The organism is Paractinoplanes hotanensis (assembly GCF_023717965.1).
GTDB lineage: Bacteria > Actinomycetota > Actinomycetes > Mycobacteriales > Micromonosporaceae > Actinoplanes > Actinoplanes polyasparticus.
In genome coordinates, this window is the sequence record NZ_JAMQOL010000035.1 from 1 (window position 1) to 15,762 (window position 15,762).

Annotated in this window: 16 protein-coding genes; 9 read left to right on the forward strand and 7 right to left on the reverse strand. The window is 70.8% G+C overall.

Translation table 11 applies throughout. The features are described 5' to 3' along the window. Window positions 1-207: 207 nt before the first annotated feature. The gene (locus LXN57_RS24895) at window positions 208-2,001 is read left to right on the forward strand and encodes a GAF domain-containing SpoIIE family protein phosphatase (RefSeq protein WP_251800595.1); all 1,794 of its coding nucleotides are present in this window, start codon (window positions 208-210) and stop codon (window positions 1,999-2,001) included. Between the two features lie 8 nt (window positions 2,002-2,009). Here LXN57_RS24895 and LXN57_RS24900 read toward each other — a convergent pair whose 3' ends face one another. The 4 genes from LXN57_RS24900 to LXN57_RS24915 are packed head-to-tail and all read right to left on the reverse strand — an operon-like array spanning window position 2,010 to window position 5,432. Beyond that, the gene (locus LXN57_RS24900; protein ID WP_251800596.1) at window positions 2,010-2,411 is read right to left on the reverse strand and encodes a DUF6232 family protein; all 402 of its coding nucleotides are present in this window, start codon (window positions 2,409-2,411) and stop codon (window positions 2,010-2,012) included. A 17-nt stretch (window positions 2,412-2,428) separates the two neighbouring features. Then, the gene (locus LXN57_RS24905; RefSeq protein ID WP_251800597.1) at window positions 2,429-3,847 is read right to left on the reverse strand and encodes a hypothetical protein; all 1,419 of its coding nucleotides are present in this window, start codon (window positions 3,845-3,847) and stop codon (window positions 2,429-2,431) included. Further along, on the reverse strand, window positions 3,844-4,869 hold the full coding sequence (locus LXN57_RS24910; protein ID WP_251800598.1) for a hypothetical protein: 1,026 nt from the start codon (window positions 4,867-4,869) through the stop codon (window positions 3,844-3,846). The genes LXN57_RS24905 and LXN57_RS24910 overlap by 4 nt, the downstream gene beginning before the upstream one ends. After that, complete coding sequence (locus tag LXN57_RS24915; RefSeq protein WP_251800599.1) at window positions 4,866-5,432, reverse strand: hypothetical protein; 567 nt, start codon at window positions 5,430-5,432, stop codon at window positions 4,866-4,868. Before LXN57_RS24915 ends, LXN57_RS24910 begins: the two co-directional genes overlap by 4 nt. A gap of 153 nt (window positions 5,433-5,585) precedes the next feature. On the opposite strand from LXN57_RS24915, the gene LXN57_RS24920 reads away from it, so the two are divergent. After that, window positions 5,586-5,870: a DUF427 domain-containing protein gene (locus LXN57_RS24920; RefSeq protein WP_221382810.1), complete on the forward strand. Its 285-nt coding sequence runs from the start codon at window positions 5,586-5,588 to the stop codon at window positions 5,868-5,870. 19 nt (window positions 5,871-5,889) lie between these two features. On the opposite strand, the gene LXN57_RS24925 is transcribed toward LXN57_RS24920, so the two are convergent. Together LXN57_RS24925 and LXN57_RS24930 are read right to left on the reverse strand one after the other, a co-directional pair. Continuing rightward, a complete protein-coding gene (locus LXN57_RS24925; protein WP_251800600.1) occupies window positions 5,890-6,279 on the reverse strand; it encodes a hypothetical protein in 390 nt (129 codons plus the stop codon). Beyond that, window positions 6,269-6,547 carry a hypothetical protein gene (locus LXN57_RS24930; RefSeq protein WP_251800601.1) on the reverse strand — a complete coding sequence of 93 codons (279 nt, stop codon included), beginning with the start codon at window positions 6,545-6,547 and terminating at the stop codon, window positions 6,269-6,271. Before LXN57_RS24930 ends, LXN57_RS24925 begins: the two co-directional genes overlap by 11 nt. 140 nt (window positions 6,548-6,687) lie before the next feature. Between LXN57_RS24930 and LXN57_RS47970 the strand changes: the two genes are divergently transcribed. Genes LXN57_RS47970 through LXN57_RS24950 form a run of 3 tightly spaced genes read left to right on the forward strand, consistent with a single transcriptional unit; the run spans window position 6,688 to window position 9,030 of the window. Continuing rightward, window positions 6,688-8,370: a putative bifunctional diguanylate cyclase/phosphodiesterase gene (locus LXN57_RS47970; protein WP_285904670.1), complete on the forward strand. Its 1,683-nt coding sequence runs from the start codon at window positions 6,688-6,690 to the stop codon at window positions 8,368-8,370. Window positions 8,371-8,401: 31 nt separating this feature from the next. Then, the gene (locus tag LXN57_RS24945) at window positions 8,402-8,650 is read left to right on the forward strand and encodes a type II toxin-antitoxin system Phd/YefM family antitoxin (RefSeq protein WP_251800602.1); all 249 of its coding nucleotides are present in this window, start codon (window positions 8,402-8,404) and stop codon (window positions 8,648-8,650) included. Continuing rightward, the gene (locus LXN57_RS24950) at window positions 8,647-9,030 is read left to right on the forward strand and encodes a PIN domain-containing protein (protein ID WP_251800603.1); all 384 of its coding nucleotides are present in this window, start codon (window positions 8,647-8,649) and stop codon (window positions 9,028-9,030) included. The genes LXN57_RS24945 and LXN57_RS24950 overlap by 4 nt, the downstream gene beginning before the upstream one ends. 75 nt (window positions 9,031-9,105) lie before the next feature. Here LXN57_RS24950 and LXN57_RS24955 read toward each other — a convergent pair whose 3' ends face one another. Continuing rightward, window positions 9,106-10,395: an MFS transporter gene (locus LXN57_RS24955; protein ID WP_251800604.1), complete on the reverse strand. Its 1,290-nt coding sequence runs from the start codon at window positions 10,393-10,395 to the stop codon at window positions 9,106-9,108. A gap of 71 nt (window positions 10,396-10,466) precedes the next feature. On the opposite strand from LXN57_RS24955, the gene LXN57_RS24960 reads away from it, so the two are divergent. The 4 genes from LXN57_RS24960 to LXN57_RS24975 all read left to right on the forward strand — a co-directional run bounded on the left by LXN57_RS24960 (window position 10,467) and on the right by LXN57_RS24975 (window position 15,670). Then, complete coding sequence (locus LXN57_RS24960) at window positions 10,467-11,438, forward strand: GlxA family transcriptional regulator (protein ID WP_251800605.1); 972 nt, start codon at window positions 10,467-10,469, stop codon at window positions 11,436-11,438. Window positions 11,439-11,511: 73 nt separating this feature from the next. Then, entirely contained in the window at window positions 11,512-13,179 is a 1,668-nt protein-coding gene (locus LXN57_RS24965; protein ID WP_251800606.1) for a GspE/PulE family protein, read from the forward strand. Between the two features lie 120 nt (window positions 13,180-13,299). Then, the gene (locus LXN57_RS24970) at window positions 13,300-14,433 is read left to right on the forward strand and encodes a type IV pilus twitching motility protein PilT (protein WP_251800646.1); all 1,134 of its coding nucleotides are present in this window, start codon (window positions 13,300-13,302) and stop codon (window positions 14,431-14,433) included. 4 nt (window positions 14,434-14,437) lie between these two features. Then, complete coding sequence (locus LXN57_RS24975; RefSeq protein WP_251800607.1) at window positions 14,438-15,670, forward strand: type II secretion system F family protein; 1,233 nt, start codon at window positions 14,438-14,440, stop codon at window positions 15,668-15,670. Window positions 15,671-15,762: the final 92 nt, after the last annotated feature.

The window sequence follows — 15,762 nt, forward strand, 5'->3', positions numbered from 1 at the left end:
CAGCTGAAGCACGGCCCGCAACCCGCCCCTGCCGGCTGAAGCTCGACCGGCCCGGCGCCAAGCACGGTCGCGGCGACAGCGGCGCGGCGTGAAGACGGTTTGCCCGGGGGATGCGTCACGCGGCGTTCAAAGGTCGATGCTGCTGCTGAAGCCCGGTAGCCTGGCAACCTCTGACCGGCCGGGGAGCGTGTTTTGCTGCGGGGTGACTTGGCTTCGGAGACGCCCGGGGGCGTTCTCGCCGATGCCGCGCGCCTGCGGTCGGTCGCTCGACTGAAGCTGGGGCCCGGCGGTGATCCGGCCTTCGACCGCATAGCGGCGCTCGTCGAGCGGCTGGTGGACACGCCGGTGGCCGCGGTCACCGTGTTGTCCCGCGATCAGCAGCACCTGCCGGGCCAGGTCGGGCTGCCCGAGCCGATCGCCGGCGAGCGCCTGATGCCGCTCAGCCACTCGTTCAGCCGGCACGTCGTCGAGTCGGGCGCGGCCATCGTGGTGCCCGATGTGCGCGACGATCCCCGGCTGCGCGACAACCTGGCGATCCGCGACCTCGGCGTGGTCGCGTTCGCCGGGGTGCCGCTGACCGACTCCGACGGGCTCGTGCTCGGCACGCTCGCCGTCATGGACCGCGAGCCACGCGTCTGGACCAGGAGCGAGATCGCCCTGCTGACTGATCTCGGCGAGGTGTGCAGCTCCGAGCTGCGGCTGCGCATCGCCCGCGAGGTCGCCGACGAGGAACGCCGCGCCGCCGAGTCGGCGCACGGCCAGCTCGCGCTGCTGGGCGAGCTGACCGGCGCGCTGGCGGCCACGATGGACATCGACGAGGCGCTGCACCGGCTGGGTGGCATGGTCGCCGGCCGCCTCGCCGACTGGTGCTTCATCACGCTCGCCGACCAGTCGGGGTCGATCCGGCACGTGTCCGCGGCCCACCACGACCCGGCGCACGCCGGGACGACGAAGCGGCTGGCCGAGCTGGCTCACGAACAGAGGCTGGACGTCCGCTCGCTGATCCGCTCGGCGCAGGGCACGGGCCATCCGGTCCGCCACAACGAGAGCGGCGCCGCGCTACTGCGGGAACGGTTCGCCGCCGCTCAGCTGGCCGGCCTGGCCGACCGGCTGGGCTTCGACTCTTTCATGATCGTGCCGATCGCCTCGCCCGTCACCTTCCGGATGCTGGGGGCGGTGCTGCTGGTCAACGGGCCCGGGCGGGCGCCGTTCACCGACGCTGAGCAGAGCACCGCGGCCGAGGTGGGCCGCCGGGCCGGCATGGCCGTCGACAACACCCGGGTCTTCGGCCGCCAGCGCCACGTCGCCGAGGTGCTGCAGCACAGCATGCTGCCCGAGCTGCCCGAAGTGGACGGCGTCGCCCTGCACGGCCGCTACCTGCCGGCTCAGGACGGCGCGTCGGTCGGCGGCGACTGGTACGACGCCTTCGCCCAGCCCGACGGCAGCCTGATGCTGGCCGTGGGCGACGTCTCCGGCCACGACATCGAGGCCGCCGCCACCATGGGCCAGATGCGCAACCTGATACGCGGCGACGCGTACGGCCGGGACGACGCGCCGGGCCCGCTGCTGTCCCAGCTCGACCGCGCGCTGCACGGCCTGCGTGTGCCCGGCGCGGCGACCGCCGTCCTGGCCCGTCTGCTCCGCGACCAGGACGACTACCTGGTCTCCTTCGCCAACGCGGGCCACCCGCCGCCAGTACTGCTGGGCCCCGGCGGCGAGGTCGAGATCTGGTGGGAAGACCCGGAACCGCTGCTCGGACTGCTTCCCCGCGCCCAACGCACCACCCACCACCGCCGCGTGCCGGCCGGCAGTACGCTGCTGCTCTACACCGACGGCCTGGTCGAGCACCCCGCCCACCTGATCGACGACGGCATCGACCACGTCCTGGCCGTGCTGCGCGGCAACGCCGCCCTGCCGCCGGAAGAGCTGTGCGACCTGCTGATCGACGCGGTACCGCGCCGCGCCGACGACATAGCCTTCCTGATCGTCGGCCTTCGCTGACCCTCAGATCAACGGTTCTCGAGCGCCCGCCGCAGGGCCCGGCAGACCTGGGCGAACCCGGTCGCGTCGGTGGTGGAGTAGAGCTCGGCCTCCGCGCCGCGATAGACCGCCTGCAACGTGTACGTGAGCCGGTTACGGGCCAGCAGGAACCGGCCCGCGATCACCGCCGCCAGGACGACCGCTCCACCGGCGGCCCAGGCCCACGGTCGCAGGACGATCAGCCCGACCAGCGCTCCGGCCAGCACGGCGCAGACGGTGCCGACCACGACCGGGACGTAGTAGGCGCCGCGGTGCTGCGTCGTGCCGACCTGGCGCAGTTCGCTCAGCGGAAACGTGCGACCGTCACCCACCCGTACGAAATGGGTCTCGGTGACGATGCCGGCCGGGCCGCGATAGTAGGTCCTGACCACGACGGGCACCTCCGGCGTCATTCGACGGGCGTGACCTCATGATGGGTCGGCGGGCCGCCGTGAGTCCACGGTGTCTCGTCCGGGCCGGGGAACGCGGCGCCCGGGCGGTAGGCCTCGCTGAGCGTCGTCAGCAACAGCTGCTCGCCCACCGCGGGGACGCTGCCGGGCTCGGCCACGAGTTTGCGGCCCATTCCGCCGGAGAGCTCCAGCACCACATCCGTGCTGGTCGCAGCGGGCGTGACGGAGACGACCTTCGCTTTCTGGGCCGGGCGGGAGGGCGAGGTGAGGGTGGCGCCGGGCTCGACGCGTACGGTCTCGGTCGTGGCCACCATGATCCGGGGACGCAGCACGGGCCGCTTGCCGCTGTCGTCGATCCGATCCGCCTTGGCCAGCGTCACCACCGCGCCGAAGGCCTGACCGGTCAGCCGGTGCTCGGCCATCACCAGGGGATCGTCGAAGGCCCGCTGCACCGCGTAGCGCGCCGCCGCGTTCTCGAGCCGCTGGAGCCGGGCCGCCGCGGCCACCGCCCCGTCCCGGCGGGGCTGGGGCGAGCCGTCCTCGATCAGATGCTCGACGTAGGCCGAGTACGCGTCCCGGTCGCTGTCCCAGCGCGACGCCACCCGGGCACCGGCCGGCAGGGTGCGGAGCAACGCGATCGACTTCCACATCCGTTCCCACGTCGGCATGAGCAGTTCGCGCAGCACGCCGGAGAGGGCGGGATCGGCCGAGGTGATCAGCGGGGCCAGGATCTCGTTGTCGAACGTGGGGTCGGTGGCGGGCCCGGCCACCGGCCCGTTCTCGGCCTCGCGGGCGGCCGCGGCGCCGTCGGTGATCCACGCGAAGAGCGACCCGAAGTGGGCGTCCTCGGCGGAGCTCTGACCGGTGGCCCAGTGCTGCGTGAGCGCCTGCACGGCGTTGACCAGCAGCGACGAGCCGGGCACCTCGGCCGAGGAGGCCAGGAAGGTGAGCCACTGCCCGAGGCGGGGCACCGAGGGCGGTACGGGGAAATCGCCGTCGGTACGGCGGAAGCGGGTCGACCGGCCGAGCAGCCGCAGGAAGTCGGCGCCGCCGGGGTTGGGCACCCAGATCTGCGGCGCGTCGACGAACCGGTGCCGCACGTCGCGTCCGCGGTCGACCGGCACGGCCTCGGTAGCGCCGGCGAACGAGTCGAGATAGGGCACGACCACCCCGGCGAGGGCCGCGAAGAACGCGAACCGCTCGTCACGGTTGCGTGGCTGGCGCACCACGAGCAGGCGCGGCTGATCCTCCGCGGATCCGAGCAACGCGGCCAGCGGCGCGTTCGCCTCGCCGGCCATCGCCAGCGGGATGAGCACGAGCGGGCGGTCGTGGACGTGCAGGTGGCGCACGGTCGTGATCGGCTGGGCCCGGCCGGCCGCGAGCGCCTGGGCCCGGGCGAGCGCCACGAGCGTGCTCACAGGGCCTCGTCACGCAGCCGCTGAGCCGCCCGCAACAGGGCCGCCGCCTCGACCTGGTCGGGCTCCGGTTCGCGCGTGCCCGAGGCCAGCGCGAGCACCTCGTCGACGGTTTCGATCCCGCCCAGGGCCTCGCGCACCGGACGCCCCAGCACGGCGGTCCGCCCGGCGGCCTCGTCGCGGCAGAAGACCGACATCTCGCACGAGGACAGACACTCCGGCGCATAGCGCGCGGTGAGGGCGTCGAGCGACGACACCAGGTCGGCGACGGGCTGCGCGAGGTCGAAGGACAGCGTGGCCGGCAGCGACTCGATCAGCGACGACACCGAGGCCAGCCGGGAGAGTTGCCGCCGCAGCGTCGACAACTGCTTGCGTACGTCGAGGACGACGGCCACCGGCTGCATCGAGAAGTTCTCGGGGCAGACCAGAACCACCTCGTGGCTGACCCGGTCGTCGCCCAGCAGCCGCCGCAGCGCGAGCACGTAGACGGCCGCCTGCACCGCAGCCGATGACACGGCCGTGCCGTCGGCCTGCCCGTCGATGATCGCGAACGACTTGATCTCGACGACCTGCAACTGCGAGCCGTTCTGGTAGGCGATCAGGTCGGGTTCGAGGAAGACCGTCTGCCCGGCGACGTCGAGCGTCAGCAGCGGGTGGTCGAGCAGCCCCTCGGCGCCGCTGCGCAGCAGCGCCCGGGTGCGGGAGTGGCGCGCCGACAGCGTGTCGTCCTCGTCCGCCCCGAGATCCTCGTAACCACCGACGTACGCGCCGAGCGTGGACCGCAGCAGCGCGCAGTCGTCCGCCTTGAGCATCGCCTCGAACCCGTTGCCGCGGGCCAGCGCGAACCGGGACTGCCCGAACGCGCCCGGGAAGCCGATCCGTTCGGCCAGCCGCACCTTGTCGACGCCGGCCGCGTCCAGAACGGCCCGTCGCGTGCAGCCCGGGTTGCCGGTGAGCGCGGCGACCGTACGCGCGTTGTGCCTCTTGCTCGCAGCGGAGCCGCGCAACTTCTCGACCCGGCTCACTCGCCGCCCCGCTGGTGCGGCACGGCCGGAAGCCCGTACAGCTGCTGCTCCTGGGAAAGACCGCGAGCCCGTTCGACCGCGGCAGCGCGCCGGGGCTCGTCGGCCTCGATCGCGGCGACCAGCTCGGGCGCGTCCAGGGCCACCCGGGCCGCAGCCACCAGGTCAAGAGCTTCCGGTCCATGCGGTACGTCCTCGGCCAGCGCCCGCAGCAGCCGGTGCGCAGCCCGTCCGGCGCCGGGGCGCATCGCCACGAACTCGGCGACCCGGATCACCGCGGTCAGCCCGTCGGCCCGTTGCCCGGCCGCGGTGACGATGCGCTGCTCGACCGGCCAGTCGGCCAGCGCCACCAGCCTGCGCGCGGGAGTGAGATCGAGGGTGAGCGCCGCGCACAGCCCCGAGGCCGGGTCGCGCCGCAGAGCGGCCAGCGCCGGCACCGACAGGTCGCCGTCGAACAGCGCGCTGTGCACGTCGACCAGCAACCGGGGCGAGGCGGGCCGGCCGAGCAGCAGCAGCGCGTGGCGTGCCTGCTCGGCCGTGGTAGGCATCGTGCTCAGACCGTTCACCGGCCGCTCTCCGAGGGGGTAGGAGGATCGCGATCGACTCTAGATCTTCTTACACCGGCGCCACAATGTGTGGACGAGTCACAACTTTCACTCCCCATGACGATTAAAACTCGCATATCGGACACCCCGCTTCCCGCGCGCTACGTTCGGACTATGCCGAAGGCCATCTGGAACGACGAAGTGATCGCCGAGAGCGACGACACCGTGGTTGTCGAGGGAATTCAGTACTTCCCGCGCGAGTCGCTGCGCGAGGACGTGCTGGCCCCCAGCGACACCCACACCATCTGCCCCTGGAAGGGCCGGGCTTCGTACTACACGTTGACCGCGAACGGGCACACGACGCCCGACGCCGTCTGGTTCTATCCCGAACCCAAGCCGGACGCCAAGGCCGTACGCGACCGCGTCGCCTTCTGGAAGGACGTCCGCGTCGAAGCGTGACCCCTGATCGCGGGCCCGCTCACGCGATGCGCGGGTGGGCCTGCTCGATCGCGGATACCTCAAGATAGTCGAGCATGTCCCGCTGCTCCTCGGCGTCGAGCGCCCCGAAGGCCTCGTAGGCGACCGCGCGGGAGTGCTCCGTCTCGGCCGCGAGCAGCGCGATGATCCCCGACCAGGCCAGCGAGACCCGGTCGAACAGGCGCGCGCGCCGCAACGAGGTCAGCCGGCTGAGCATCGCCACCTTGGTCGCCGCGTCGTCGTCGTGCGGGATCCGGTCGGAGAGCTCGAAGAGCGCCTTGCCCCGGTACGGGTGTTCCGACTCGACCATGCGGGCCAGCTCGGCGTTCGACATGCGGTCGACGGCCGGCGCCGGACCGCGACGGGGCAGCGAAGGCTTGTCAGCGGGCACGGCTGTCCCGTCCGCTCTCGTAGCCGTTGCCGGGCGACTGCTGCGGCAACGTCGGCGTGTTCTCGAATGAGGGGAACGGGGGCGCGGCCGGCATGACCGGGGCCGGCGGCGCCTCGGAATCACCCGCGAAGCTCTCCGTGTAGCTGTCGGGAACCGCCTTGCCGTCCTCGGTCTCCGCGCCACCCTCGGTCACCGTGACCTCGCCGTCCTCGTCCGTCGCGGTCGCGCTGAGCGCCGCGAGCCGGTCCTCGAGATTTCCACCCGGCACAGCTTTGTCCTCCGTTGCCGACTTTTGTGCTGTTGGCGTCCTATGAGATCACGATCGGCGCCCGGCGTGGCGCACACCCCGTCCCCATAATCTGCTCAAGTGCCCCCGAACGCGACCGATGAGCGCGGCGGAGGTGCTTCATGGGGCGTGTCAGCAGGGTCCTGAACCGCGTACGGCGCGGCGTCGACATCACGATGATCTTCGCGTCGCTCCTGGCGCTGGCCTGGACACCATTGGTCGGCCGGGAGGGCGGCGCGCTGCGCTGGAGCCTGGCCCTCGGTGTCGCCACGGCCGGCGGCCTCGTGCTGGCCCGGCTCAGCCGGCGCTGGCCGCTGGTGCAGTACGCCCCGGTCGCCGCGGCCATCATCGCGGCCGCGGCGCACACCTCCCTCGGCGACACCACGACGACGACTGTCTGGCTGATCCTGATCGTCGCGGCCGTCATCCTGATCCGGCAGTTCCTCGGCTCGCACACCAATGAGGGACTGATGCGCGACCTCACCCGGCAGCGCGCGATCCTGGCCCGTCAGGCCTTCCGCGACCCGCTGACCGGGCTCGGCAACCGCGCCATGTTCATGGACCACGCGACGGACGCCCTCGAGGACGCGGACGACACCAAGACCGCGGTCATCCTGTTCGACCTCGACGGCTTCAAGGGCATCAACGACACGTACGGGCACGCCGCCGGCGACGAGCTGCTCAAGGCCACCGCCGACCGGCTGAACGCCAACGTGCGCGCCAACGACACGGTGTCCCGCCTCGGCGGCGACGAGTTCGTCGTGCTGCTCCCCCGGCTGCTCGACGAGCAGACCGCCGACACGGTCGCCGACCGCATCCTGCACGACCTGCAGAAGCCGCTCACCGTCGACGACCTGGTTCTCTCCGTACGGGCCAGCGCCGGCATCTCCATCACGCAGGGCAACCGGCTCGATGTCGACACACTGCTGCGCGAGGCCGACGAGGCGCTCTACCACGCCAAGGACGACGGCAAGGGCGTGGTGCGCCGCTTCGACCCGGTCCGCTTCGCCGAGGCCGCCCAGCGCCGGCGCGACGAGTCCGACCTGCGCCGCGCCCTGGACGAAATGCAGTTCGAGGTGCACTACCAGCCGATCGTCGACCTCAACGGCGAGCTGGCGGTGGGCGTCGAGGCGCTGGTGCGCTGGCGGCACCCGGTGCGCGGCCTGCTCGCGCCGGGCGACTTCATCGAGCTGGCCGAGACGCTGGGCCTCATGCCCGGGCTGGGCCTGTGGGTGCTGCGCGAGGCGTGCGCCCAGGCCGTGGTGTGGCAGCAGGACAACCCCGGCTTCAAGGTCAACGTCAACCTGTCAGCGACGCAGTTGTCCAGCCCCGAACTGACCGACGAGGTCGGCGCCGTGCTGGCCGACACCGGCCTGCCCCCGAACTCGCTGGTGCTGGAGCTGACCGAGTCGATGGCGCTCACCGACCTGACCGAGTCGGCGCGCGTGCTGAGCTCGCTGAAGACCTTGGGCGTACGCATCGCCCTGGACGACTTCGGCACCGGCTTCTCGTCGCTGAGCCACCTGGGCGCCCTGCCGGTCGACGTGGTCAAGATCGACAAGTCCTTCGTGGCCGCCATGCGCGAGACCACGGCCACCGGCTCGGTAGCCGAGGCCGTGCTGCACATCGCCCGCACGTTCAACCTGGCCCCCGTGGCCGAGGGCGTCGAGGACGAGATGCAGGCCACCCTGCTGCGCGAACTGGCCTGCGCCGAGGCACAGGGCTACCACTTCGCCCGCCCCATGCCGGCCGCCGAACTGACCGGCCTGCTGACCCGCCAGTCCGCCGGCCTCCAGATCCGCTGACCATGGGTAGCACATGTGCTACGGTCAATCTGTGCATGAAGTCGGACTGCGGGAGATGCGGCAGAACGCCAGCGATCTGGTACGCCGGGCGCAAGCGGGTGAACGAGTGACCATTACCGTCGCCGGCCGGCCGGCCGCCGTACTCGGCCCCGTCAGTCCTCGCACCTGGCGCGAGTGGGACGACCTGGCCGGTGTCTTCGATCAACCCACCGACCCTCGATGGGCCGATGACCGGGATCTCCTCGACGACACCGTCACCGATCCGTGGGCCGAACGGTGAGCCGAGGCATCCTGGACACCAGCATCCTCATCGCCACCGACGTAACCCCGATTCCCGGCGAATTGGCCATCAGCGTCGCGAGTCTCGCCGAACTCCAATTCGGAGTCCTGGTCGCGAAGACCACCGAGGCGAGAGCGCTGCGCCTGGCACGACTCAGCGCCATTCAACGCCGATTCGACCCGCTCCCGATCGACGAAACCATCGCCGACAGCTACGCGCGACTCGCCGCACGCGTCGTCGAGACCGGCCGCCAGCCACGAGCAAGAGTCATGGACCTGCTCATCGCCGCAACCGCACACGCTCACGACGCGGCTGTATACACGCGCAACGCCGACGATCTCGCAGGACTCGAAGACCTCATCACCATCCACACGATCTGACCGCTATCGTCCAGCCCCTCCGCCCTGGACAACGTGGTCCGCCCGGCTGGCATCACCCTCGGCTGATCCGGCCCCTTACGCCTTGGCTGGTTGCACGGCCAGGCCGATGCCCGGGGCGATCGGCTTGAGGCGCTTGCCCGCGAAGAGCATCAGGCTCAGCACGCTGGCGAAGATGGCCAGCGCCCCCGCGCCGTACCAGGCCCAGGTGTACGCGCCGAGCTGGTCCCGCACGAGGCCGGCGGCCGTGGCGGCGGCTGCGGCGCCGAACTGGTGCGAGGCGAAGACCCAGCCGAACACGATCGCGCCGCTCTGGCCGAAGTACTCGCGGCAGAGCGCGACCGTGGGCGGCACCGTGGCCACCCAGTCGAGGCCGTAGAACAGGATGAACACCAGCATGCTGGGGTGCGCCGTGGCGGCGAACAGCGATGGCAGCACCAGCAGCGACAGCCCGCGCAGGAAGTAGTAGGCGCCGAGCAGGATGCGGCTGTCGACCCGGTCGGTCAGCCAGCCCGACGCGATGGTGCCGGCGATGTCGAACAGGCCGACCAGGGCCAGCAGGCTCGCGGCCGTCGTCTCGGTCATGCCGTGGTCGTGCGCGGCCGGGATGAAGTGGGTGCCGACCAGCCCGTTGGTGGTCGCCCCGCAGATCGCGAAACCGCCCGCGAGCAGCCAGAACGGCCGGGTCCTGGCGGCCTGGCCGAGAGCTCGCAGCGCGGTGCGGGCGGCGCCGGCCGGGGCGATCGGCTTCGGCTCCTCGTAGACACCGCCGTAGGCGCCCAGGCCCAATTCGGCCGGGTGGTCGCGCAGCCGCCACCAGACCAGCGGCACGACCAGCAGGGCGGCGCCGGTGACGGTGAGCGCGGCCAGGCGCCAGCCCGAGTGTTCGGTGAGCGTGGCCAGCACCGGCAGGAAGACCAGGTTGCCGGCCGCGCCGCCGGCGGTGAGCACACCGGTGACCAGGCCGCGGTGCTTGACGAACCAGCGGCCGGTGATGGTGGCGACGAAGCCGAGCGCCATCGACCCGGTGCCCAGGCCGACCAGGACGCCCCAGAGCAGAATCAGCTGCCAGCTCGACCGCATGAAGACGGTCAGGCCGGAGCCGGCCGCGACGAGCAGCAGCGCGGCCATGATCACGCGGCGGATGCCGAACCGTTCCATCAGGGCGGCCGCGAACGGCGCGGTGAGGCCGTAGAGCAGCAGGTTGACCGAGACCGCGGCCGAGATCGTGCCGAGCGACCAGCCGAACTCCTCGTGCAGCGGCCGGATCATGACGGACGGGGTGGCCCGGAACCCGGCCGCGCCGACCAGGGCGACGAAGGCGACGACGGCCACCAGCCAGGCCGGATGGATGCGCAGTTTGCTCACGCTACAGATTCTGTGAACTTCCGGCCGGTGCGACGAGTGGCCGGAAGGCCATCATGCGCAAGAATTGGGCCATGAGCCATCGCATTGCCGTCCTTCCCCTGGAGGGTGTGGTCACGTTCGACCTCGGCACGGCCACGCAGGTGTTCGGCGCGGCCCGCGACGCCGACCACCACCGGCTGTACGAGATCCTGGTCTGCGGCACCGGCCCGGTGCGCACCTCGGCCGGCTTCACGATCATCCCCGACCACGATCTGAGCGTCCTCGAGACGGCCGACACGGTCGTCGTCCCCGGCGTCGACGCCGGCAGCACCGTCACGGACGGGACGCTGCGGGAGGACGTACGCGAAGCTCTTCGGAAAGCCGCCGCCAGAAAGGCAAGGATCGTCTCGATCTGCACCGGCGCCTCCGTGCTGGCGGCAGCCGGCCTGCTCGACGGGCGCCCGGCGGCGACCCACTGGCTCTGGGGCAAGCGGATCGGCGGCCTCTATCCCCGGGTGCGGTGGAATCTCGACGTGCTGTTCGTCGACGACGGCGACATCCTCACCTCGGCCGGCGTGGGCGCCGGGGCCGATCTCTGCCTGCACATCGTGCGCAACGACCACGGCGCCGAGATCGCCAACCGCGCGGCCCGCCGCTGCGTGCTGCCGCCCTGGCGTGACGGCGGGCAGGCACAGTTCATCGAGCGGCCGGTCCCCCACTCGGACGGCACGGGTACGGCGCCGACCCGGGCCTGGACGCTCGACCGGCTGGCCGAGCCGGTGACCCTGGAGGCGATGGCCGAGCACGCCAGGATGAGCGTGCGCACCTTCACCCGGCGGTTCCGTGAGGAGACCGGCACGAGTCCCCGGCAGTGGTTGCTGCGACAACGGATCGCGCACGCTCAAGTGCTGCTCGAGTCGACCGATCTGGGGGTCGACTCGGTGGCGCGGCGCTCGGGGCTGGGCAGCGCGACCGCCCTGCGGCAGCATCTGCAGGCGGCGATCGGCGTGGCGCCCACCGCGTATCGGCGAACCTTCCGGCAACCGGTGCGATCCGTATCATAACCTTCCGGATCTTAGGTATCAGCCGTGATGTCCGATCAGTAAGGCGAGCATTCATCGCCGAACTAAGGATGTCATGGACCAGACCTTCCGCCCGCTGCTGGACGCGCTCAAGCAGATCGGGATCGATCCGCTGGCCGTCGACAAGGCAGCGGAGGAAGCGCAGCGCAGTGGCCGGTCCGTGCGCGCGGTCCTCATCAACGACCAGGTCGTCACCGAGGAGCAGCTGACCGCGGCGGCCGCCCAGGCCTTCGGCATCAACACGGTCGACCTGGTCAGCTTCCAGCCCGACCCGGCCGCGCTCAAGAGGATCCCCCTGCCGGTCGTGCTGCGCCACCGCGTGCTCGGCCTGTCGATGGCCGACGGCGAGCTGGTCGTCGGCGTCACCGACCCCGGCGACGTGGTCGCGCTGGACGACGTCCGCGCCGCCACCGGCATGACCATCCGCCCGGTCGTGGTTGCCCGCAGCGAGGTCCGGCGGATCATCGAGCGGCTCCAGCGCGAGTCGAGCGACCTCGGCGACCTGGTCGACGACGCCGCCGAGTCCCAGACCGGGATGTCCGCGCAGGCCACCAGCGCGGACGACGCCCCGATCGTGCGCTACGTCAACAGCCTGATCGAGCAGGCCGTCATGAACCGCGCCTCCGACCTGCACCTCGAGCCGACCGAGGACGACATGCGGGTGCGCTACCGGATCGATGGCGTGCTGCACGAGGTGGACCTCGTGCCGAAGGGCGTGATGGCCGCGCTGACCTCGCGCATCAAGATCATGTCGGGTGTAGACATCACCGAGAAGCGGGTGCCGCAGAACGGCCGCATCACCGCGCTCATCCGCGACCGCACGGTCGACCTGCGTACCGCCACGCTGCCCACGGTGTGGGGCGAGAAGATCGTGCTCCGCGTGCTCGACACCGGCGGCATCGACCTCGACATGAACAAGCTGGGGTTCACCCAGCACAACCTGGACCGGTTCGCCGCGTCGTTCACCAAGCCGCACGGCATGGTGCTGGTGACCGGCCCGACCGGTTCCGGCAAGTCGACCACCCTGTACGCCACGCTGGGCCGGATCAGCAAGCCGGAAGTCAACGTGATCACCGTCGAGGACCCGGTCGAGTACCGCCTCCGCGGCGTCAACCAGGTGCAGGTCAACGCGAAGGCCGGCCTGACGTTCGCCGCCGTGCTGCCGGCCATCCTGCGCTCCGACCCGGACGTCGTGCTGATCGGTGAGATCCGGGACAGCCACACGGCTCAGATCGCGGTGGAGGCGTCGCTCACCGGTCACCTCGTGCTGTCGACGCTGCACACCAACGACGCGGCGGGCGCGGTCACCCGTCTCACCGAGATGGGGATCGAGCCGTTCCTGGTCGGGTCGTCGCTCGACTGCGTGTTGGCCCAGCGGCTGGCCCGGCGCCTGTGCGACTGGTGCAAGGAGGCCTACAAGCCGGCCGAGGAGGAGCTCGTCGGCGCGCGCTGGCCCTTCGACGACCTGGTCGTGCCCGAGGCGCTCTACCGCCCGGTGGGCTGCCGCAACTGCGCGAACACCGGCTATCGGGGCCGGATCGCGCTGCACGAGGTGATGCCGATCAGCCCCGAGATCGAGGCGCTGACCATCCGCCGGGCCTCGTCCAACGAGATCCTCGAGGTGGCGCTCTACCAGGGGATGTACGACCTGCGGGCCGATGGCCTGGCCAAGGCGTCGGGCGGGCTGACCTCCGTACGCGAGGTCTCGCGCGTCGCCATCTAGGGCTCAAGACCTTATCCCGCACGCCGGGGCACCACCCGAAAACGCCAGAACCGACCCTAAACCGGCCCGCCGAAGTGCCGAATACAAGAGGCGTCCGTACCGACGAGAGAGCCGGTGGAGATGTACCAGACCGACACGATGGTGCCCCAGCAGGCGGCGCCCCAGCCGGGGGCGCCCGCGCCGGGTGACCTCGCCGTGCTCAACCAGATGCTCGTCACGCTGGTCGAATCGCGCGGCTCCGACCTGCACCTGACCGTCGGCACGCCGCCGATGATGCGGGTCAACGGCTCGCTGCGCCCGCTCGACGGCTACGGCAACCTGAACTCGTCGGACACCGCGCTGCTGTGCCGGGCCGCGATCTCGGCCGACCAGTGGGCGACCTTCCAGCGGGTGCAGGAGCTCGACTTCGCGCACAGCATCGTCGGCGTCTCCCGCTTCCGCGGCAACCTCTATGTGCAGCGCAACTCGTGCGGCGCGGTCTTCCGGGCCATCCCGCACGAGATCAAGCCGCTGGATGAGCTGGGCATGCCCGACTCGGTGTCCCGTTTCGCCCACCTGCCGCGCGGCCTGGTGCTGGTGACCGGCCCGACCGGTTCCGGCAAGACCACGACGCTGGCCTCGATCCTCGACCTGGCCAACCGCAGCCGCGCCGACCACATCGTGACGATCGAGGACCCGATCGAGTTCCTGCACCCGCACAAGCGCAGCGTGGTCAACCAGCGCGAGGTCGGCGCGGACACCGAGACCTTCGCCTCGGCGCTCAAGCACGCGCTGCGGCAGGACCCGGACATCATCCTCGTCGGCGAGCTGCGCGACCTCGAGACGACGGCCACGGCGCTGACCGCGGCCGAGACCGGCCACCTGGTGCTGGCGACCCTGCACACGCAGAGCGCCACCCAGACCATCGACCGCGTCATCGACATCTTCCCGCCGCACCAGCAGCTGCAGATCCGCGCCCAGCTGGCCGCCTCGCTCCAGGGCGTCATCACGCAGGCGCTGGCCCCGCGGGCGGACAACAAAGGCCGCGTCGTGATCGCCGAGATTCTGACCGCGACCCCGGCCATCCGCAGCCTGATACGCGAGGGCAAGTCTCACCAGATTCCCTCGTTCATGCAGGCCGGCGCGAGCGACGGCATGCTCGCGTTCGACCAGCACCTGGCCGAGAAGGTGCGCGAGCAGGTCGTGACGCTGCCGGCCGCCCTCGAGCTCTGCCACTCCAAGGAGGAACTCATGCGACTCGTGGGACGGAGCTGACCCCATGCCGGCCACCAAGGTCTATCGGTACAGCAGCATCGACGGAGCCGGCCACCGCGCCAAGGGCACCGTCGAGGCGCCGAACGAGGCCGCGGCCACCAATCTGCTCAAACAGCGGGGCGAGACGCCGCTGGAGCTGGCCGAGACCGGCAAGGGTCTCGACATGGAGATCAAGATCCCGGGCCTGGGCAACCGGGTGAAGCTCAAGGATCTCGCCGTCTTCTCCCGCCAGTTCGCCACGATGACCGCCTCCGGCATGTCGCTGCTGCGGTCGCTGGCGATCCTGGAGGAGCAGAGCAGTTCGCCGCCGCTGAAGAAGGCGCTGGGCGAGCTGCGTACGGATGTGGCCGCCGGCGCCTCGCTGTCGGCGTCCATGGCCAAGCACGACCGGATCTTCCCGCGCCTCATGATCGCCATGGTCCGGGCCGGCGAGACCGGCGGTATGATCGACCGCGCTCTCGAGCAGATCGCGGACAGCCTGGAGAAGGACACCGCGCTCCGCGGCAAGATCAAGAGCGCGATGACCTATCCGGCGATCGTGCTGTCGTTCACCTTCATCCTGATCGCCGCGGTGCTCATCTTCATCGTGCCGATCTTCGAGGCGATGTTCGCCAACCTCGGCGGCGAGCTGCCGGCGATCACCCAGTTCCTGGTCGACGCGAGCCACAACATGTGGTGGATCGGCCCCCTGATCATCACCCTGGGCGTCTCCGGATCGATCTTCTACAAACGGCGGATGCGCGCCAGCGACGAGTTCCGCCTCAAGGTCGACCGCATCAAGGTCAAGATGCCGGTGTTCGGCTCCCTGTTCCGCAAGCTCGCGATGAGCCGCTTCTCCCGCAACCTGGGCCTGCTGCTCAACGTCGGCGTGCCGGTGATGCAGGCGCTCACCGTGGTCGGCGAGACCACGGGCAACGAGATCATCAATGTCGCCATGAAGGACGTGCAGGCCGCCGTCCGCGACGGCCAGACGATGTCCTCGGCTCTGCGTAACCACCCCATCTTCCCGGCCATGGTCACTCAAATGATCGAAGTCGGCGAAGAAAGCGGCCAAATCAGTCAGATGCTGGACAAGGTTGCCGATTTTTACGACAGGGAAGTCGACAGCGCCGCCGAGTCCCTGACCGCCTCGATCGAACCGATCATGGTGCTCGTCATGGGTGCCGTCGTGGGCGGAATGGTGATCTGTCTCTACCTACCGATGTTCACCATTTATCAAAACATTCAGAGCAACTGACTGGCACGACCAGGCCGGACTCCCGCCGGCCGAACGGGCCCCCGCCCGGCACCACCACCCCGCCCCACCCCACCTGCCATGGAGGCACCCCC